A 20,212-nucleotide genomic window follows, 5' to 3' on the forward strand; every position below is an offset into this window, starting at 1 on the left:
ACGGCGAACGGAGGTCCCCGCGCCGACGGCCCGCGGTGGAAGTCCCGTGACCGGCGCGGCTCCGCCTCGGAGCGAGGGGACCACGCCTCGACCACGGGGCGTCGCTCAGGCGGTGGGCGATCCCCTCCGTTTCCCCGTCCCGAGGAGCGCGACGGAGGAGCGCCCCCGGCCTTCGTGGTCCGTGTACGCGGTCGCGTCCACCATCGCCCTCCGGTCGTTCCGGGAGCGCTTCCACGACCCCCGGCCGTTCCGGGAGCGCTTCCACGACCCCCCGGGGTCTCCGTGGTCGTCGGGCTCCGTCGTGAGTACTCAGAAGTCGTTCGCGGGCGGCGCCTGGGAGACGGGCACCCGCCACACCAGCACCGTGCCCCCGCCGTCCTGTCTTCGCGCGGTGAACCCGCCGCCCAGCGCCTGGGCCCGCTGTTCCAGGTTGCGCAGACCGCTGCGCCGCCCCTCCTCGGGCAGGCCCACGCCGTTGTCGGTCACCGTCAGCGTGAGCGTCGTGGGGCGTCCGGTGGTCGAGGTCTCCTCCACCGTCACCGACACGTGCACCTCCGTGGCCTTGGCGTGCCGGGCCACGTTGGTCAGCCCTTCTCCGAGCACCGCGAGCAGCTGCTCGCCGATCTCGTCGGGCACGGAGGCGTCGATCGGCCCGTCCAGGCTCACCCCCGGATGACAGCCGAGGCTGTGCGCGGTGTTCTCGGCCAACCGCAGGATGCGTTCACGCAGCGAGGAGTCCATACGGCTCGGCGGGTTCTGTAGGTCGAAGATCGTCGACCGGATCTCCCGGATGGTGCCGTCCAGTTCGTCGATGGTCCGCTGGACCCGTTCCTCGGCCTCGGACGAGGTGACCAGGCGCATGGTGCTCATCAGAGTCATCGCCGACGCGAACAGCCGCTGGATCACCACGTCGTGGAGGTCCTTGGCTATCCGGTCGCGCTCCTCCAGCACCGCGAGCCGCTCGGTGTCATGTCGGGCCTCGGCCAGTTCGAGGGCCACCGCGGCCTGTACCGAGAATCCGTGCAGCATCTTCCGGATGGTCGAGGTGAACGGTGGCCTGTCGGACAGTTTGCCCAGCAGCAGGACTCCGCGCGTGTTGCCGGGGGTGCCCAGCGGCACCACCAGGCCGGGACCGTAACCGTGGTGGGAGAGCATCGGGCAGCTCGCCTGTTCCAGGTCGGGGATGCCCTTGGCCTCACCCGTTTCGTACACCCAGCCGCACACCGAGTCGTGGATGGCGACGGCCGTGCCCAGGATCTCCTTGGCGACGGGGCCGTCCGCGATCTCGGCGAACAGGTGCCCTCGGGCGTGGGGGTCGGGCAGCATGATCACGGCCGTGTCGGCGCCGCCGATGTCCCGGGCCTGTTCGGCCATGTGGGCGAGCACGTCGGTGGTCCCCGCGCCCGACAGCAGGCGGGTGGTGACCTCGGTGGACGCCGCCAGCCATCGCTCGCGCAGCCGCGCCTCCTCGTACAGCCGGGCGTTCTCGATGGCCACGCCGGCGGCGGTGGCCAGCGCGGTGACCATCGCCTCGTCCTCCTCGTCGAACTCTCCGCCGACGACCTTGTCGGTGAGGTAGAGGTTGCCGAACACCTCGTTGCGCACCTGGATGGGCACTCCGAGGAAACTGCTCATGTGCGGATGTCCCTCGGGGAAACCCTCGAACTCGGGGTGTTCGCTCAGGTCGGACAGTCGCAGCGGTGCCCGCTCGTTCAGGGGCACTCTGAGGACGCCTCTTCCGTGGGGGAAGCGGTGGATGCGCGCGGCCTGTTCCTTGTCGAGTCCCACGGGGATGAACTCGCTGAAGTCTCCCTCGTCGTCCACCACGCCCAACCCCGCGTACCGCGCACCGGTCAACGTGGCCGCGGCCTCGGTCAGTCTGCGCAGCACCGTCGCCAGGTCCAGATCACTGCCGATGGTCAGGACGGCCTGCAACAGGGAGCGCACCCGGCTGTGCGCGGACATGCGCGAGTCCAGCGAGCGCACCTCCGTGAGCAGGTCTTTCAGGTTGTCGGGGGACAAGGAGTGACTCTGGGGGCTCTCGGGCATCTGATGTGGGGCGGACACCCCCGCCTTCAGGCGGGGAAGGAAGCCCCTGCCTCCTTCCGCGTGCTGTAGGTGTGACCGTCCGCTCGCCGCGGCAGGCGCAGGTTCTTCCCTGAGGTCGTGGTGGTCTCCGGCTCGCCGAGGGACGGCGTGCCGGGGGCTCTTCCGAGAGGGGCGGGTCTCGGGAGAGTGCCGTGGGCGTGTATGACGAACGCGCACGGCCACCGATCGCGGAGCGGTCGGTCCTCATCCGCCGTCTCCCCGCCGCTGGGGGGAAGGAGGGCGACGTGCTCGACACCGGGTGAGGAATCAAGTATCTCCCCTTGTACACGTTCCGCACCGGATGTCACACTCACATGGCCTCCATGCCCCGTTTCGTCACCGTTCTCCGAGAGGGTCCCGTCGTTCGTCGTGGCAGCCGTCGACGGGGATCGCCGAGGTCGCTGAGGAGAGACCGAGCAACGGACCCTCTCGTCCGTGGGAAACGTGACCATGGTCCACCCCCTCGGGTGTCGATTGACGCCGGTGACGGCAGGTCCTCGGCCACCAGGGTCGGAGATTCCCGCCTTCGGACAGGAGAACCCCGAACAGGGTGGTCGAGCTCCGCAGAACCGGTCGGATGATCTGGCAATGCGAGTTATTTCTTGGGTGTAATGGTCGAATTGTCGTTGGTTTTTCGCCGGTTTGCCACATCCTTCTGATCAGTAACCGGTTCCGGCGGGCAGGAATTAACGAAGATTCGGGGTTCCGGTCGTCTAATTCATGCTAACGTCGCGGTCAGCGGACGCACCAAGGCCCTTCGGGGTCCGCGTCCCACGCCCCCGAACGCGCTGCTCCGCGGCGTCGTCCCGGCCCTGACGGTTTTCGCGTGTGGGGCCCGCACCCCTGATGGAAGGAACCCCGGTGTCTGGAGTTCACGGTCTCACGAGCGCCCACGGCGTTCGTTCCGCCGTGCTCCCCGCACCGGTCCGGCGGGCGCTGTTGCTCATCGCGCTGCTCTGCGCGACCCTGATCGCCGCCTGGCTGGCGGCCTCCGAGCCCGTCCGGGCCGAGGAGGGGCCGGTGGGCGCCGATCTGGTGCGGGAGACCACGGCCCTGCTCGGTCAGGGCGCGGCCTCCCAGAGCGCGCAGGGGGACTCCGAAGAACAGCGGGACCCGGGCCGCTCCGAGCACCCCACGGCGGATCGGACGCGGCCGGACACGGAACCGTCCGGCACGAACGGGGCGGGCGTGCTCCCGGCCACCGTGGCGGGCACCGCGCAGTCCTCCGTTCCGCGGACGGACGTCGAGCACATGGACGTCGTGGGTCGGATCCCGACGACCGCGACCAAGGTCAACGAGCCGCTGACCGAGACGGTCATGGCCGTGGGCGAGGGCGCCACACGTATGGTGTTCGCCCGCCCGGCCCCCGTCGTCCCGGCTCTGGCGTCCGTGGGCGACGGCGTCACGCGGCAGGTCCACGACATGATCCGGACGACGACCGACCCGGGGGAGGGACACCTCCTCTGGAGTCCCGTTCCCGGCACGGCACCTTCCGACGAGGGACGCCCCGCCGCCCGCTCCGGGACCGGAGACGGTACGCCGACGAAGGACCAGGACACCGTAGAGCCTCACGAGGACACCGGACCGCGGCTCCTTCCGGTCTACACGGACCCGGTCACCACGGCGCCGTACGACGCCGAACCGGCCGCCGAGAAGACCTTCACGCCACTCGCGGCCGAAGGTTCGGCGCATCCGGCCCAGAACAGCGCCGCCACCGGTACCGCCACGGGGGGCCCGGTCTCCGGCACCGCCTTCGCGGGTTACCTGACCGGCACCGGCGCCCCGGCCCCGGCCCCCGGCCGACTCCAGGCCGCCTGGCACGTCCTGCGCTCGGTCCCGGCCGAGTCCGCCGACGAGCCGACCTTCTCGCCCGACTAGCGGGCTCCCCTCCCAGGTCGCTCCGCGACCTTCTCAGGCGCGCACCCTCCCAGCCCCGGAACGCTCACGAACCGTCACGGTGAGCGATCGATCCGGACTTCTCTGGGAACTGACGTGAGCCGCGCACCTCGACGGCGAGGTTCACGTCAGGCCGTGGTCAGCCAGACCCACGACTGAAGACCGGCCGAGCCGGTCGCTCCCGCCAGGAGCGACGGGCCTTCCCCGGAAAGCTCGCAACGGACGGATCCCTCCCCGCCAGGGGAACGGGCCGTCGGACGAGGGGAACGACACCCGCTCCGACGTCCACACGACGGCCACGTACGCAACTCCGGAAGGACCACACGATGTTCAACACAGCCCGTACCTCCGCCAGGACCCTCCTGATGGCCGCCGGCACCGCGGGTTTCGTCGCCCTCGGTACCGGGATCGCGGGGGCGGACGTCCTCGGCGACGCCACCGGCGGCCTGGCCCTGGACGACCTGGGCGGTCAGGTCCCGGCTCCGTTGACGGAGGGCCTGACCACGCCTTTGGGTGAACTGGCCAAGATCGAACCCGGGCAGATCTCCGCTCGACCCGACGTGCGTCACCAGTCCGCGCCCGAGGCCCTGGGCGTGGGGCTCGGTGACCTCGTCTCCACGGACGCACCGATCACCACCGGGCAGGACAACGCCGCCGACATCGGTCCGCTGAGCACGGTCCTGGACTCCGGCCAGGACGTGCTGCCGTTGGCCCAGGCCGCGCCCACCACCGATCCGCTGTCGGGTCTGCTCGGCGGGAACCTGTTGGGTGGGGATCTGCTGAGCGGTCTGGGCGTGGGTGGTGGGACTCTGCCGTTGGCCCAGGCCGCGCCCACCGCCGACAGCCCCGCGTCGGGTCTGCTGACGAGTCTGTTCAGTTCGAATTTCCTGGGCGATCTGTACGAGCCGAGTGAGCCTCAGCGGTCGGCTCAGGCCGCGCCCGCCGCCGATCCGCTGTCGGACCTGCTCGGCGAAGGTCTGCTGAGCGAGGGGACGCTGCCCCTGGCCGCTGCGGAAAGTCCCGTCACCCTCGTCGACAGTCAGAACACCGACCTGACCGGAGGCGCCGCCGGTCTGGTCTCCGACCTGGTGCTGTCCGACGACGTGTTGCCCATGTCCGCCGGCCGTGGTGACCTGCCCCAGCCCATCGGAGACGCCCCGATCGAGCTGCTGCCGGTTCCCGAGGACGCCCTGCCCGTGGCGGGCCCCGAGGTGGCCTCCGCCACCGAACTCCTCGTCGACACCGTCCGTACGACGCAGCTCTCTCCCAGTGGTGACACCTTCGGCAACGACCTGGTCGGGGTCAAGGGCATGCCCGATCTGGGTCTGCCCGCCGTCGACACCGGTGCGCTGGACGACACACTGTCCGGCGACCTCGTCTGACCTTTCTGGAACGTGCGTCCGCCGGTCGTGGCGGACGCACAGGCCTCGGGCGGCGCGCGGGACCACCTTCCACTGACGAAGCGCCATGGGGAACTGTGGGGGTTCCAGGCGCGTACCGGTGGAAGGGCGGGAGTCCCCGTCGCCCGAGGTACGACCGCGGCTCCGGACCGGGGGGACCGGGGCCGCGGTCTCTGCTGTGTCCGTGCGGTCCATGGGCGGGTCCGACGCGGAGCACGCTCGCCGAGTCTGGCCGATGCCCCGACACGGGTGGCGGACTCCTCGTCCCGACGAGGTTCCTCGCCCCGGCACCGGGGCGGGCACCGGGAGCGGATCCGACCGCGGACCCGCCGGGGTCACCGCTTTACTCGGACTCGTCCTCCGTACCGAAGCCCAGACCGTCGGAGCACGGGTCGGAGGTGGCGTCGCGTCCCTGGCCCGGCCGGGCGGGATCGTCCTGGTCCGAGGGCGGAGACGCGTTCGCGGAGTCCTCGTCCAGCGGGGACGGCGAGGCGCCCGGCGGATCCTGCGGCGCCGGGGCGTCGTCCGCCATCAACATGGGCAGGGGGCGGTCCTCGCGAATGGCGGTGAACAGCTCCGCGGCCTCGTCCTCGTACCACATGACCCGGTTGGGGTTGAAGGGCGCCTGGTACCAGGGGACCGTGTGGAACTCGATGTCGGTGAGGTCCACGTCCGCCATGGTCACGGCGATCGAGAGCATCCTGTCGAACGTGAGCGCGTGGTCGGTGGTGCTGTTCTGGGCTATCGCCTGGAGGACGCCGTTCAGCTTGGTCGGACTGGTGAGCACGTCGTCGCCGGTGACCTGGTCGGCCAAGGCGGACAGGAACATCTGTTGGCGGTCGATGCGACCGATGTCGCCACCGTCACCGATCTCGTAGCGTGCCCGGACGAACGACAGCGCCTGTTCACCGTCGAGTGTCTGCCGGCCCGCGTCGAGGTCGAGCTTGGAGCGACGGTCCCGCATCGGCTCGGGGATGCACATCTCCACACCACCGATGGCGTCCACGACGTCGCGGAAGCTCATGAAGCTCAGGTGCACGAAGTGATCGATCCGAATGTCGGTGAGAGACTCGATGGTGTGCACCACACAGGGCGGTCCGCCGTGGTACATCGCGGCGTTGATCATGCCGAAGTAGCCCTGCGTTCCCTCGGCGTCGCCGTAGGGGTCGCACTGGGGCAGGTCGACCAGGGAGTCCCGCGGGAAGCTGAGCACCGAGACGCGTTTCTCGGGGGAGATGTGCGCCAGCATGATCGCGTCCGAGCGTTCGCCCTCGAACTCGCTGGAGTAGGCGGTGCTCCCCTCCTCGTAGCCGTCGGTGCCGATGAAGAGGACGTTGACCGCGTCGTTGATGCGTTCGGGACGGTCCTCCTCCTTCAGTACCGAGTCGATGTCGTGCCGGACCATGTCCGAACGCAGCGAGCGGTAGTAGCCGTAGGCGGTGGCGACCCCGGCGATCAGGACCAGGGCCAGGCTCGCGGCGGTCCACAGCAGGATCCGGCGCAGGCGGCGCCGCCTCCTCGGGGACACGGGGACGGCGGCGACCTTCTCGCCGGCGCTCCCCGCTTCCTCACCGTGCTCCGTCGTGTCGGCGGAGGACGTGGCGGACTCGCCGTCGTCCCCGTCCTTCCCTCGGTCCTTCGGGGGCTCGGTGTCGGGGACGTCCGCACGTCCCTCGCCTTCCCGGTCGTCCGGGGCGGGACTCTCGCCCTGAGCCTCCTGGTCCTTCCGGTCGTCTTGGGCGCCCCGGTCGTCCGGACCGGGGCGTTCACTCCGGTCCTCCTGCCCGTCCGTGCCGTCGGGGGCGTCGCCGTCGTCCCGACAGCGGTCGTCGCCACCGGGGTCGGCCTGGGCCGGGTCGGTGGTCTCGGAACCGGTCGTGGGCTCCTCGTCGGGTGTGTGCTCCGCGCCTGGGTCGGCGGCGGGATTCTCGTCAGCGGGCATTGTGCAATCTCGGTGAGTTCGGACGGCGGGGCGTGCCAACGGTCGGACGACGGCCGGGGGAGGCACGTGCTCCGTGTCCGGAGGAAGATGGAGGCCGCGCGAGGTACCGGATGTGAGGGTCCGCCGGATCCGGGATCTCCGGAAGGGTCGTGAGTGGCCCACGAGTGGTGGCGGTGCCGGAGAACGTGTGTCGCCGACAACACGGGAAAAACGCGCGTGGCAGAGATCCTAGGTGAAGTCCCTCGCAGCCGCGCGTCAGGGTTGTCCTCGCGCCGGTGATCTGACCACGATGACGCCGCACGATTCCTCAGCTCCGCGGTTGTCTCATGGAGCCCGTGTGCCTGGTTTTCCCCTCGATGTCGGTATGAAACCGTTCGGCGTCGCCCGGTGGGCGCGGGCGGGGGACCGACGTGAGGGACGACGGTGCGGTGTGCGAGCCCCTTCGGGGATCAGTCGTCCCAGAAGGCGCTCTCCTTCTCGGCGCCCTCCGTGGCGGTCGAACGTCCGCTCTTGGGCGTGGGCTTCGTGGTGGACTTGCCCGAGGCGGTCTTGGTGGTCTTGCGGGCGGGTGTCGTGGTCTTGCCGCCGGTGTGCCGCGGACGCGCGGTGACCGCGCTCTTGGTGATGGGTTCGCTGGGGCGCGGCGCCTCTCCGGAGTGGATGCTCAGTGCCTCCTCCTCCACGGACAGCATCTTGCGCACCGGCGCGGGGATCTCGGGGAGCCGCTCGGAGCGCAGGTGCGCGCCGAGCACCTCCAGGGCGTGATCGCACAGCAGGTGGCGGGCGCGCTCGGACTTGATGCCGCTCAGTTCCTCGATCTCGGGCAGGCTCCGTTCACGCAGCAGGCGGATGACGTCGCGCAGCCGGTCCCGGGTCTTGCGGTCGGTCATCGACATGACGGTCAGCTCGGCCTCGGCGAGGAAGCTCTCCTTGCTGTCACCGGAGTCGCGCTCGGCGATGAAAGCACTGGTGAGCGCGCGTGCGGAGGTACGGGAGGAGGCGCGGATGTCGTCGCGTCTGACGATGCGGGCCTGGAGGCCGGTCACGACGGCGCTGGTGACCAGGCTGATTCCGGCACCCAACAGGATCAACACGAGTGGGTTCTCTAGGGGCACGGCAGGGACCTTTCCGGGCGGGGGCCCGCCCGGGCGCGATCACGGAGTGACGGAGGTGTGCGGTGGGGCGGGACCGGTGCGGGGTGACTATTCGCCACACGAGGGGTGATTGTCAAGTACGGGCGCCGTGGGTCCCACCGGCGGTCGCCTCCTCGTGGGCGGGCCGGGAGGTCGGTGGCACGGACGAGGGGATCCGGGCGGTCGTTCGGAGGGGACGTCCTCCCTCAGGCATGCCCGGTCGGGAGGGAAGGTAACTCCCCTCCGCGTCCCGGGGGTGCGCCGGGGAGGCGGACCCTACTCGGCCAGGAGCTTGTTCACCGCGTCCGGCGACAGGATCTCCTCGGTCACCATGGCGGCGCAGCCGCGCACACCGGCGTCGTCCCACAGGGAGCCGGCCACCACGCGCAGTTGTCGGGTGGCCAGGGCGGTGCACTGTTGGAACACCACCTCGCGTACGCCGGCGACCAGGTGGTCGTAGGCCTGGGACAGGTCGCCGCCCAGCACGATCACCTCGGGGTTGAGCAGGTTCACCGCTCCGGCCAGTGCCTGGCCGAGTCGTCTTCCGGCCTCCCGGATCAGCGTCACCGCCACCGGATCGCCCTCGACGGCCAACGCCACCAACTCCTGGAGCGTGGTGACCCGGCGGCCCTGCTCGGTGGCGGCGGCCAGAAGCCGTCGCCCTCCCGCGACCGCCTCCAGACAGTCGGTGTTGCCGCAGCGGCAGGGGAGTCCGCCGCCGTCGCGCACCGGGATGTGCCCGATCTCCCCGGCGGCGCCCAGCGCCCCGCGCAGGAGCCGCCCGCCGGACAGCAGTCCGGCGCCGATGCCGGTGGAGACCTTCACGAACACCATGTCGTCGGGGTGGCCGTGCCCGCCCGCGATGTGCTCGCCGAGCGCCATCACGTTCACGTCGTTGTCCACCATGACGGGTACGGGGAAGCGTTCGGCTACCAGGGGGGCCAGGGGGATTCCCGCCCACTTGCCGAGGAAGGGACGGTCGTCGGCGCGTCCCGCGTGGAACTCGACCGTTCCGGGCAGGCCGATGCCCACCCCGCGCACGTCCCGGGGGTCACGCCCCAGGGAGGCCAGCTGCTCGGACCAGGTGTCCAGAAGCCAGGGGAGGGTGGCGTCCGGTCCCCGTTCCATGTCGGGCGCCCCCGGGGTGCGGACCAGGATGTCGCCGTTGAGGTCGCACACGGCGGCCTGGCTGCGGACCATGCCCAGCGCGCCGGTGAGGATGAGCCCGCTGCCGGCGTTGAACTCCAACAGGATCGGCGGACGTCCGCCGCTGGAGACGGCCCCGGGCCCCTCGGTGACGAGCCCGCTGTCGAGCAGTTCGGTCACGCGCAGGGAGACGGAGGGGCGGGACAGACCCGTGACCCGACCGATCTCGGAGCGGCTGGTGGCGGTGCCGGAACGGATGAGCTCCAGGATGTGGCCGCTGGTGACTGAGGAGGACAGGCGTCCCCGGGTTCTGGCCATATCTCATTCAATCATGGGGTTCGGCCGGGAAGGCTGGGAGGTTATGTAAATAATTGTTCTGAAGTGTGCTTGGTTTTTTACCATAGTCGGGCGTACTCTCGAAAGGGGACAACGGCTCCGAGGTGATCCGTTCCGTCCCCCTCGTGTCGCACTCCACCCCCCGTCCCCCACCCCTTCCTCTTCGCTGGAGCAGACCGAAGATGTCGCAGCAGTCCGCGCCCCACCCCACCGACCTGGTGGTCTTCGGGGGTACCGGCGACCTGTCCATGCGCAAACTCCTTCCCTCCCTGTACCTGCTGGACCGCGACGGCCACCTGGACGCGCGTACCCGCGTCGTCGCGGTCTCGCGCGAGGGCCTCACGGACGCGGACTTCAGGGACAAGGCCGCCGCCGCGGTCCGTGGCCACCGCGCCGTCCAGGTCACCGAACCCGACGTGCTCCGACGCTTCCTGGACCGCCTGTCCCACGTCACCGTGGACGTCGGTGGAGAGCAGGAGGGGTGGGACGCCCTCACCGGCGCCCTGGACCCCGGACGCGACCGCGTCTTCTACCTCGCGGTCCCGCCGATGATCTCCGGCCGGATCTGCCACGGCCTGAACGAGGCCGGACTCGTCACCGGGGGCTCCCGCGTGGTCATGGAAAAGCCCCTGGGCCGTGACCTGGCCTCGGCCCGGGCCGTCAACGACGCGGTGGGCGCGGTCTTCGAGGAGTCGCGGATCTATCGGATCGACCACTACCTGGGCAAGGAGACCGTGCAGAACCTGCTCGTGCTGCGGTTCGCCAACGTCTTCCTCGAACCCCTGTGGAACTCCCGTTGGATCGACCACGTGCAGATCACCGCCGCCGAGACGGTCGGAGTGGGCGGGCGGCGCGGCTACTACGACTCCGCCGGGGCCATGCGCGACATGGTCCAGAACCACCTCCTCCAGCTGCTCTGCCTGACCGCCATGGAACCCCCGGCCAGCTATGACCGCGACGCCGTACGCGACGAGAAGCTCAAGGTCCTCCAGTCCCTGCGCCCGCTGACGGGCGACCGCGTCGTCGAGGACACCGTGCGCGGCCAGTACGGGCGCGGCACCGTCCGGGGGACCGAGGTGCTCGGTTACCTCGACGAGCCCGGTGGGCCGGCCGTCAGCGACACCGAGACCTTCGTGGCGCTGCGCGCCGAGATCGCCAACTGGCGCTGGGCGGGTGTGCCCTTCTACCTGCGCACCGGCAAACGCATGTCCCACGCACGCTCCGAGATCGTGATCCGCTTCCGCGAGGTGCCGCACACGATCTTTCCCGGAACGAACCTTCCGGGGGCCGGCAGCCTCGTCATCCGACTCCAGCCGGACGAGGGCATACACCTGACGACGCTGGCCAAGGCGCCCGGAGCCGGAGCGCTGCGGCTGCGGTCGGTCCCCCTGGAACTCAGTTTCGCCAACACGTTCGCCACCCGCTCACCCGAGGCCTACGAGCGGCTGTTGACGGACGTCCTGGCGGGAGACCCCACCCTCTTCATGCGCCGCGACGAGGTCGAGGCGGCCTGGCACTGGGTGGATCCCGTCATCGAGGCCTGGAACGGCCTGAGCATCACCCCCGAGACCTATCCGGCCGGGAGCGCCGGCCCCGCGGGCGCGCACCGGCTCATCGGCCGTACAGGCCGGACGTGGTACGAAGAGGAGCGACCCCGATGACCGCGCACATTCCCGACGACACCGGACACGGAGCCACCGTCCACCCCGTCGTCGCCGACGTCACCCGGCGCCTCGCGGAGCGCAGCGCCCCGACCCGTTCCGCCTATCTGGCGCGGATCGACGCGGCGGCGGCCGAGGGACCGGCCCGGGCGGCCCTGGGCTGCGCCAACCTCGCCCATGGGTTCGCGGCCTGTGGTGTCTCCGACAAGCTCAAGCTGTCCGGCGACGTCACCCCCAACCTGGCGATCGTCTCCTCCTACAACGACATGCTCTCCGCCCATCAACCGCTGGAGTCCTACCCCGCGCTGATCAAGGCGGCCGTGTCCGAGGCGGGCGGGGTCGCCCAGTTCGCGGGCGGGGTTCCCGCCATGTGCGACGGCATCACCCAGGGACGCGCGGGCATGGAGCTCTCGCTGTTCAGCCGGGACGTCATCGCGATGGCCACCGCGGTGGCCCTGTCCCACGACATGTTCGACGGTGCCCTGATGCTCGGGGTGTGCGACAAGATCGTGCCCGGCCTGCTCATCGGCGCGCTGTCCTTCGGCCACCTGCCGGTGGCCTTCGTGCCGGCCGGTCCCATGCCCTCGGGGTTGCCCAACAAGGACAAGGCGCGTGTGCGACAGGAGTTCGCTCAGGGCAGGGTGGGCCGTCGTGAGCTTCTCCAGGCCGAGTCCGCGGCCTACCACGCCCCGGGCACCTGCACCTTCTACGGCACGGCCAACTCCAACCAGATGCTCATGGAGGTCATGGGCCTGCACCTGGCCGGGGCCAGTTTCGAGCAGCCGGGCACCCCGTTGCGCGAGGCCCTGACCGCCGAGGCCGGGCGTCGTGTCCTCGCTCGGACCGCGCTGGGGGACGACCACAACCCCGTCGGACGCCAGATCGACGAGCGCGCCATCGTCAACGCGGTGGTCGCCCTGTTGGCGACCGGAGGGTCCACCAACCACACGCTGCACCTGGTGGCCGTGGCCCGCGCCGCCGGGATCGAACTGACCTGGGACGACTTCGCCGCGTTGTCCGAGGTGGTGCCGTTGCTCACCCGTATGTACCCCAACGGCGCCGCCGACGTGAACCGGTTCCACGAGGTGGGCGGCATGGCCTACCTGATCGGTTCCCTGCTGGACGCGGGGTTGTTGCACGAGGACGTGCGCACCCTGATGGGCGAGGGCCTGGGCCGCTACAGGCGGACCCCGAGGCTCGACGGGGGCGAACTGGTCTGGGAGGAGGGGCCCAAGGAGAGCGGTGACACCACCGTGCTGCGCGGTGCGCACGAACCCTTCGCCCCCGACGGCGGCCTGCGCATGCTCTCGGGCAACCTGGGACGCGCCGTCATCAAGGTGTCCGCGGTCGACCCCGACCGCCACGTCGTCGAGGCCCCCGCCCGCGTCTTCGAGGACCAGTCCGAGCTTCAGGAGGCCTTCACCGCCGGCGAGTTGACCGGTGACTTCGTCGCGGTGGTCCGTTTCCAGGGGCCGCGTGCCAACGGCATGCCCGAACTGCACAAACTCACCCCGCCGCTGGCGGTGCTCCAGGACAGGGGACAGAAGGTGGCCCTGGTCACGGACGGGCGCATGTCCGGTGCCTCGGGCAAGGTGCCCGCCGCCATCCACGTGTCCCCCGAGGCCGAGGCGGGCGGAGCACTGGCGTACGTGCGCGACGGGGATCCGATCCGCCTGGACGCCACCAAGGGAACACTGGAGGTGTTGGCGGACCTGTCCGGGCGTGAGGCCGCTCGCCCCGGTGCGGACGCCTCCACCGGCACCGGCCGTGAGCTCTTCGCCGCTCTGCGCGGCGCGGTCGGCCCCGCCGAGACGGGGGCCGGGGTCTTCGGATCCTGAACCCCGGGGCGCGCCGGGGGACCGGCTCGCACAGCCGCGGCGCGCCCTCCCACGACCTTCGACCGATCTTGGAGAAGACGACATGACGACGAGTCCGCGTTCGGGCGCCGACATCCTCGACCTGGCCCCGGTGATGCCGGTGGTGGTCGTCCAGGAGGCCGAGAGCGCCGTGCCGCTGGCGCGGGCACTGGTGGCCGGGGGGCTGACGGGCATCGAGGTGACCCTGCGCACCCCCGTGGCGTTGGAGGCCATCGAGCGGATCGCCGCCGAGGTGCCCGAGGCCGTGGTGGGCGCGGGCACGGTGGTCACCCCCGACCAGGCGCGTGCGGCGGCCGGGGCCGGTGCCCGCTTCCTGGTCAGCCCCGGCTGTACGGACGCGCTCGCCTCGGCGATGGCGGACACGGGTCTGCCCTTCCTGCCCGGAGTGAGCACCGTGTCCGAGGCGATGGCGCTGTTGGAACGCGGTGTGTCGGAGATGAAGTTCTTCCCCGCCCAGGCCGCGGGCGGCGCCGCGTTCCTGAAGTCGCTGACGGGTCCCCTGCCGCAGGTGCGGTTCTGTCCCACCGGTGGGATCACGGTCGATTCGGCCCCCGCCTATCTCGCCCTGCCGAACGTGGGCTGTGTGGGCGGCAGTTGGCTGACCCCGGCCGACGCGGTCGCTTCGGGGGATTGGGAACGGATCACCGATCTGGCCGGGCGGGCGGCGGCCCTGTGAGATGGGAACTCCGTGAATCCCCCGGTCGGGGCCGGGGGACCCGTTCTTCTTCGAGGAAGGCGCGCGTCGTCGCTTCCGTGAAATGCGCGCTTCTTGTCTCAGTTTCCCGTCGTTGTGGTCCCGGGCGACGTTTTCTCCGCGCGCTTTCCCGGCATTCGGAAGAAGATCATCGGATTGTCTTCGCCGGTGTGCACCGGTTCGCCCAGGCCCAGTTTCTCCCGTAGTTCGAGAAGGGCGATGTGGGGGGCGGGCGCACGCTTACGGGAGGGGGTGAAGAAGTCCGTTCCGGTCCGGCGCAGCCACGACAGCACCACGGCGCCCTCGGTCAGCGGCAGGGCCCTCCTGCCGTGGAAGACGTCATGGACGCTGACCGGGGTGCCCGGGGCGACCCGGGGGAAGAGTTCGGCCAGGTACCACTTGGCGAACCGACCGTTGTGCGCGGCGTCCACGAACAGGTAGCCGATGTCCGTCGGAACCTGCGCCAGGTTCTGGCGGATGTCGCCCTTGTGGAACTCCCAGCGGCCCAGGGACAGGTCGGAGGGCACGTTCGTCACCACGTCGTCCACGATGTCGAAGGAGTGCAGCCTTCCCGTGCCGTTGTCGCGCAGCGCCGACAGGATCCAGGTGGTGGACCAGCCGTGGAAGGTGCCCAGTTCCATCACCGTCTCAGGCCGCGTCTCGCGCAGCAGCATGTAGGTGATCTCCGCCTCCAGGTCATCGAGCTGCGCAGTCATGCGTCCCCGCGTGCGACGGAGGAGATCGCGCTGTGAGTTCCGGACCCGGGCCAGTGGTTCTCGGTACCTGCGGTACAGGTCCCCGATCAACGACAGGTCGATATCGTCCATATCGTTCCTTCCAGTGTTGCACGCAGGTGGGAATGCGGGCTTCACCGTACCCTGGAAGGAGCGGGTCACACCGTTCTGTCCGTGGATACTCGACTGTTTTCCTGTCTTATATGACACGGAAAAGGAAATAACTCCCTTCATTCTTCATGAAGGGGGTGCCGGTGAAGAGGGAAAAGCGCTCAGGAGGCCATGCGGGAGTCCACCAGGACCTGGACGCCGTCCAGGACGCGCTCCAGACCGAAGTCGAACTCGCGCTCCGGCGAGTACACCGTGCCGCGCTCCACCCCCACCGAGGTGCCCACACGTGAGGCGATCGGGTAGTCGCCGTCGCGCATGAACGTGGCCAGTATCGGACCGTGGGAGCGCCACCACTGACCATCGGTCATGCCCGAGGTCCGTTGGGACTCCCCACCGGCCACGGCCTGGGCGGCGGCACCCTCCGCGTAGCTGTTGACGAGGCCGACGGTGGAGTCCATCTCCATGTCGGTCAGGCCCAGACCCTCCACCGCGGACAGTTCGTATTCGTACTTGGCGAGGAAGTGCGGTCCCAGCAGGCGTCCGCGCGGCGTCTGCAACATCCACGGGTGGCGGAGGAACAACCACCAGTTCGCACGGGCCACCGCGCTCAACCGAGCACGCCAGCCCTCGGGACGCTCCTCGTCCGCGTACATGTCGGCGTAGGCGGCGTCGAGCATCAGATCGACCAGTTCGCCCTTGCCGGGGACGTAGGTGTACAGCGACATGGTCCCCACGCCCAGACGTTCGGCGACCTTGCGCATGGACAGCGCACCGAGCCCGTCGACGTCGGCCATCTCCGAGGCGGTCGCCACGATCCGGTCCACGCTCAGGTCCGGTTTGCTCCGTCGGCTGACCGGTTCCTGGGTCCGCCACAGCAGGGCGAGGCTGCGCGCGGGGTCCCCGCTGCTGGTGTTTCGCGTGGGCATCGGCCGTCCTGCTCCGGGTCCGGGGTACCGGTCAGTCTAGGGAGTGGGTCCACGCGCCGTGGCCCCACGGTGTACGGGCGCCCGCCCCGAAGGCCGCCCTCGGTCCGTGTCGGAAGCCCAGGAGGGGCGGGGTCGGCCGGACCTGGAGGGACAGCCGACCAGGTGGTCGTCGACCACGCCGACGGCCTGGAGGTAGGAGTAGACGATGGTGGGACCGACGAAGGTGAAGCCGCGTTTCCTCAGGTCCTTGCTGAGGCGGTCGGACAGCGGGGTGGTCGTCGGCACCTCGGACGGTTCGTCGAAGTGGTGGACCACGGGCGCACCGTCGACCCACCCCCACAGGTAGTCGGCGAAGGTGCCGAACTCCTCGCGTACCCGACGGAAGGCCCGGGCGTTACGGGACAGGGAGGCGATCTTGAGCCGGTTGCGGATGATCCCGGCGTCCCGCAGCAACCGCTCCTCGTCCCCTCGGTCGTACTCGGCGATCCGGTCGTGGTCGAACCCGTGCAGGGCCCGCCGGTAGTTCTCCCGTTTGGCGAGCACGGTGGACCAGGACAGCCCGGCCTGCGCGCCCTCCAGGACGAGCATCTCGAACAGATGGGCGTCGTCGTGGGAGGGCCTGCCCCACTCCTGGTCATGGTAGGCCCTCATCAGGTCCGACGCCTCCCGTGCCCAGGCGCAGCGCTGGTCGGACATGGCGGCTCCCGTGGGGTCGACGGATGGGGACGCGGTCCCGTCCATCGTGCCCGACCGTGGTGACGTTCGGCCGTGACCCTCGACGGGAGGGCCGGTGGAGAAGTCCTCGTGTCCGGAAGCGGCCACGCGTCGGAATGGTCCGTGGCGTAGGATGACCAAAGTATCTCGATGTCGAGATACATGGAGGCGACCCGCCCGGCGCCTCGCATCCGTGACGACCCCCCGGAGGCCGGAAACCCTTGTGCGCCTTGGAGATCACCCAGCTCAGACGCGTCTACCGGCGCAGAGGAGGTGAGGAGTCGGAAGCGCTGCGCGGAATCGACCTGGAGGTCACCAGGGGCGAGGTACACGGCCTGCTCGGTCCCAACGGCGCGGGCAAGACCACGCTGTGCAAGATCATCTCGACCGTGCTGCTGCCCACCTCCGGAACCGTCAGGGTGCTCGGGCACGACGTGGTCACCGACAGCGCGCGGGTGAAGGAATCCCTCGGCATCGTGTTCGGCGGCGACAAGGGCGCCTACGACCGACTCACCGCTCGACAGAACCTCGCCTTCTGGGCCGGGGCGTACGGACTCACGGGCGCCCGGCGGCGCAGACGGGTGGACGAGCTCCTGGAGCGCGTGGGACTGAAGGGCCGGGCGGAGGAGCGCGTGGGCTCCTTCTCCCGAGGGATGAAACAGCGTCTGCACCTGGCGCGCGGTCTGGTCCGCGACCCGGGTGTGCTCATCCTGGACGAGCCGACGGTCGGGATGGACCCGGTGGCCGCGCACGACTTCCGCGCGCTCGTCGGCGAACTACGAGGCAACGGCACCACGATCCTCATGACCACCCACGACATGGCCGAGGCGGCGGCGCTCAGCGACCGGGTGTCCCTCATCGACCAGGGCCGGCTCGTGCTCACCGAGAGTCCGGACACCGTGGGCCGTCTGGTCTCCTCCTACGAACGGGTGGACGCCGGGAACGTACCCGACCCCCTGCGCGAACGGCTGGCCGCGATGCCCGGCGTGGTGTCGGTGCGGCGGGTGGGCCGGGCGGTGACACGTGTGGAGACCGACGACCCGGACGCCACCCTCGCCGTGCTGCGGGAGCTGGTGGAGGCCGGGATCGGCGACGTGTCCCGCAGCACCCCGGATCTGGAGGAGGTCTACCTGCACCTGGTGGGCCGGCGCGGAATGGCGGTGGACGGTTGAGGCCCCTCGTACTCGGCCTCTGGTCGGGTCTCACCTTCCAGACCCGCCAGATGACCCGGAGCGTGGACAGCTACTTCGCGCTGGTCGGAGCGCCCTTCCACACCGTGGTGTTCCTGTCGATGGTGCTCTATTCCGGACGCACGGACCTGGCCTCCTACACGGTGATCGCCCCCACCCTGATGACCCTGTGGACGGCGGCGCTGATGTTCTCCGGCGAGATGATCAGCGAGGACCGAGAGAACGGACGACTGGAGCCTCTCGTCGCCTCGCCACTCTCCTTCCCGGCACTGGTCTTCGGCCGTCTGTGCGGGGCGATGCTGATCTCGGTCCCCGCCTTCGTCCTGGCCATCGGGGTCGCCGGGGTCTTCTTCGGCCACTGGGTCACCGTGCACCATCCGGTGGTGTTCGTGCTCGCGGCGGTGACGACCGCCCTGTCCACCGCGGCTACGGCCACGGCCCTCTCGGCGCTGTTCATCGTCGCCCCCGGAGCGCGGATCGTGCAGAACACCCTGTCCATGCCGATGTTCCTGCTCAGCGGTGTGATGGTCCCGGTCGCGCTCTTCCCCGGCTGGTTGGAGGGTCTGAGCCGCGTGCTCTACCTGTCCTGGGGGGCGGACCTGATGCGCGACGCGCTCGCGCCCGGCCCCGTGGAGTCGGCCGCGTTCCGGCTCGCCATGGTGGTCCTCCTGGGTGCGCTGGCGCTCGCCTTCGGATCCGCCACCCTCGTCCGCTTCCTTCGGCGTGCCCGCGCGGAGGGCACCTTGTCCCGCGTCTGAGAGGAGGACCGTGATCTCACGCGCCGCCACCACGGTCCGCCAGGCCGCCGTCCTGGCCCGTGTCGACATGTCCGTCATCTACACGTGGAGGACCTGGCTCTTCGGCTGGCTGGTGCGCCTGCTGTGCCAGGTGGTCTTCTACAGCCTCATCGGCGTCCTCGTCGGTGACCCCGAGTACACCGTGTACGTCGTCCTCGGAGCCGCCGTGCTCATCTGCGTGGCGGAGACGATGATGGCCACCGCCTCCACCTGCTGGGACAGGCACCAGGGAACACTGGGCCTGCTGGCCGCCTCCCCGATCGAACCGGGCCTGTTCTTCTTCGGGCGCAGCCTCCAATGGCCGGCCTCGGCCACCGTCACCACGTCGATCGCCCTGCTGGCCGTACCGCCCTTCTTCGGAGTGACCTGGTCGCCGTGGCAGGTGCCGGTCCTGGTGGGCATCGCGGCGCTGGCCTCCCTGAGCGGCTACTGCATGACGTTGGTGCTGGGGTCGGTCGCCTTGGTGTTCTCCGGGGCGCGTAACGTCATCAGCACGATCGCGACCCTCTACATCACCGCCTTCTGCGGAGCCGTGGTGCCGCTGCACTACTGGCCCGCCCCGATCCGCTGGGCGGCCCAGGCACTGCCCGCCACGCATGCCTTGGAGGCGGTACGCCTGGTGGAGGGCGGCGGCAGCGCCGTCCAGGTCCTCACGGCCCTGGGTCTGATGGTGACGGCGGGACTGGCCTGGTTCACGGTGGCCTTCTTCTCCTTCCGGCTGGTGTTCGCCCGAGCCCGAGCGGGAAACCGCCTCCTGGACTGATCCGTCGACGAAAGGCCCCCATGACGACCCCCAGCGCCCCCGTCGGACGCCCCTCCCCTCTCACCTCCGTGGTGGCACCCCGCCGGCACGCCTACGCGGCGGCCCTGTGGGCCTTCCTGTTCGCCCTGATCAGCCTCCACTGGGCGCTGGGCGGTGAGTGGCTGCTGGAGACCATCGGAGAGGCGGTCACCCGGCCGGCCCGCGACGGGGATCCGGCGATGGTGGCGGCCGTATGGGCGTCCGTCCTGGTCAAGTTCGCCGCCGTGGTGGCGGCGCTCGGTCTCGTCCAGGCGTGGGGGCGGGCCTTTCCTCGCTGGTTCCTCGTGGGCGGCGGGTGGCTGGCGGCCGCACTGCTGCTGCTGTACGGCGGAGCCGGTCTCGTCCAGCAGCTCCTGATGGTGGCGGGGATCGTCGGGGTCTCGGAGACCTTCGCCCCCGTCCTCCACTGGCACCTGTTCCTGTGGAGCCCCTACTGGCTGGCGGGGGGCGTGCTGTTCGCGCTGGCCACAGCCGCCCTGGCACGGGCCACACGCCGCTGAAGGACACCGGTTCCCCATGGACACCCGGCCCGGTGACCTTGTCGTCCTCCGTCACGGCCGCCCGATCGACGTCGTGCGCGGTGTGCGGGCGGTGCGCGGTCGCGATCACCGTGCACTCCTTCCCACGGCCCTCGTACGTAGACCGTCGTCTCCCGAGCGTGCGGGGGAGGCGCCACCGTGCCGGTGATCCGGACGGCGCCTCGTCGGCCTGCTCTTCCCGCTCTGCGTCCGCGGGTTCCGGGGCCTGGGGTCCTGACCGGCGGCG

Annotated in this window: 15 protein-coding genes and 1 pseudogene; 9 read left to right on the top strand and 7 right to left on the bottom strand. The window is 70.3% G+C overall.

Translation table 11 applies throughout. The features are described 5' to 3' along the window. Positions 1-309 precede the first annotated feature (309 nt). Entirely contained in the window at positions 310-2,049 is a 1,740-nt protein-coding gene (locus PFX91_RS02400) for a sensor histidine kinase (protein ID WP_285729067.1), read from the bottom strand. 900 nt (positions 2,050-2,949) lie between these two features. On the opposite strand from PFX91_RS02400, the gene PFX91_RS02405 reads away from it, so the two are divergent. Then, the gene (locus tag PFX91_RS02405; protein WP_285729069.1) at positions 2,950-3,966 is read left to right on the top strand and encodes a hypothetical protein; all 1,017 of its coding nucleotides are present in this window, start codon (positions 2,950-2,952) and stop codon (positions 3,964-3,966) included. A 344-nt stretch (positions 3,967-4,310) separates the two neighbouring features. Further along, entirely contained in the window at positions 4,311-5,366 is a 1,056-nt protein-coding gene (locus PFX91_RS02410; RefSeq protein WP_285729071.1) for a hypothetical protein, read from the top strand. A gap of 361 nt (positions 5,367-5,727) precedes the next feature. Here PFX91_RS02410 and PFX91_RS02415 read toward each other — a convergent pair whose 3' ends face one another. The 3 genes from PFX91_RS02415 to PFX91_RS02425 all read right to left on the bottom strand — a co-directional run bounded on the left by PFX91_RS02415 (position 5,728) and on the right by PFX91_RS02425 (position 9,923). Then, positions 5,728-7,326 (bottom strand): LCP family protein, encoded by a 1,599-nt coding sequence (locus PFX91_RS02415; RefSeq protein ID WP_285729073.1) that lies wholly within the window; start codon positions 7,324-7,326, stop codon positions 5,728-5,730. A 449-nt stretch (positions 7,327-7,775) separates the two neighbouring features. Beyond that, entirely contained in the window at positions 7,776-8,441 is a 666-nt protein-coding gene (locus PFX91_RS02420) for a hypothetical protein (protein WP_285729075.1), read from the bottom strand. A 294-nt stretch (positions 8,442-8,735) separates the two neighbouring features. Beyond that, positions 8,736-9,923 carry an ROK family transcriptional regulator gene (locus PFX91_RS02425; protein ID WP_285729077.1) on the bottom strand — a complete coding sequence of 396 codons (1,188 nt, stop codon included), beginning with the start codon at positions 9,921-9,923 and terminating at the stop codon, positions 8,736-8,738. A 200-nt stretch (positions 9,924-10,123) separates the two neighbouring features. On the opposite strand from PFX91_RS02425, the gene zwf reads away from it, so the two are divergent. From zwf to eda, 3 genes are all read left to right on the top strand, one after another. Continuing rightward, on the top strand, positions 10,124-11,602 hold the full coding sequence (zwf, locus tag PFX91_RS02430; RefSeq protein ID WP_285729078.1) for a glucose-6-phosphate dehydrogenase: 1,479 nt from the start codon (positions 10,124-10,126) through the stop codon (positions 11,600-11,602). Beyond that, positions 11,599-13,440, top strand: a complete 1,842-nt coding sequence (gene edd, locus PFX91_RS02435; protein ID WP_285729080.1) for a phosphogluconate dehydratase — start codon at positions 11,599-11,601, stop codon at positions 13,438-13,440. Before zwf ends, edd begins: the two co-directional genes overlap by 4 nt. Positions 13,441-13,522: 82 nt before the next feature. Beyond that, positions 13,523-14,155, top strand: a complete 633-nt coding sequence (eda, locus tag PFX91_RS02440; protein WP_285729081.1) for a bifunctional 4-hydroxy-2-oxoglutarate aldolase/2-dehydro-3-deoxy-phosphogluconate aldolase — start codon at positions 13,523-13,525, stop codon at positions 14,153-14,155. Between the two features lie 98 nt (positions 14,156-14,253). Here the strand turns inward: eda and PFX91_RS02445 are convergent, their stop codons facing one another. From PFX91_RS02445 to PFX91_RS02455, 3 genes and pseudogenes are all read right to left on the bottom strand, one after another. Then, the gene (locus PFX91_RS02445; protein ID WP_285729082.1) at positions 14,254-15,000 is read right to left on the bottom strand and encodes a class I SAM-dependent methyltransferase; all 747 of its coding nucleotides are present in this window, start codon (positions 14,998-15,000) and stop codon (positions 14,254-14,256) included. Positions 15,001-15,179: 179 nt separating this feature from the next. Further along, complete coding sequence (locus tag PFX91_RS02450) at positions 15,180-15,944, bottom strand: TetR/AcrR family transcriptional regulator (RefSeq protein WP_285729083.1); 765 nt, start codon at positions 15,942-15,944, stop codon at positions 15,180-15,182. 141 nt (positions 15,945-16,085) lie between these two features. Next, positions 16,086-16,640, bottom strand: a pseudogene (locus PFX91_RS02455) (DNA-3-methyladenine glycosylase I); the annotation flags it as partial. Between the two features lie 248 nt (positions 16,641-16,888). Between PFX91_RS02455 and PFX91_RS02460 the strand changes: the two are divergent. The 4 genes from PFX91_RS02460 to PFX91_RS02475 are packed head-to-tail and all read left to right on the top strand — an operon-like array spanning position 16,889 to position 19,947. After that, positions 16,889-17,830, top strand: coding sequence for an ABC transporter ATP-binding protein (locus tag PFX91_RS02460; protein ID WP_285729084.1), 942 nt, complete (start codon positions 16,889-16,891; stop codon positions 17,828-17,830). After that, positions 17,827-18,606 (top strand): ABC transporter permease, encoded by a 780-nt coding sequence (locus tag PFX91_RS02465; RefSeq protein WP_285729085.1) that lies wholly within the window; start codon positions 17,827-17,829, stop codon positions 18,604-18,606. Before PFX91_RS02460 ends, PFX91_RS02465 begins: the two co-directional genes overlap by 4 nt. 10 nt (positions 18,607-18,616) lie before the next feature. Beyond that, the gene (locus PFX91_RS02470; protein WP_285729086.1) at positions 18,617-19,408 is read left to right on the top strand and encodes an ABC transporter permease; all 792 of its coding nucleotides are present in this window, start codon (positions 18,617-18,619) and stop codon (positions 19,406-19,408) included. Positions 19,409-19,428: 20 nt separating this feature from the next. Continuing rightward, positions 19,429-19,947, top strand: coding sequence for a DUF3995 domain-containing protein (locus PFX91_RS02475; RefSeq protein ID WP_285729087.1), 519 nt, complete (start codon positions 19,429-19,431; stop codon positions 19,945-19,947). Positions 19,948-20,212 lie beyond the last annotated feature (265 nt).

Source organism: Nocardiopsis sp. ATB16-24, from assembly GCF_030271535.1.
Taxonomy (GTDB): domain Bacteria; phylum Actinomycetota; class Actinomycetes; order Streptosporangiales; family Streptosporangiaceae; genus Nocardiopsis.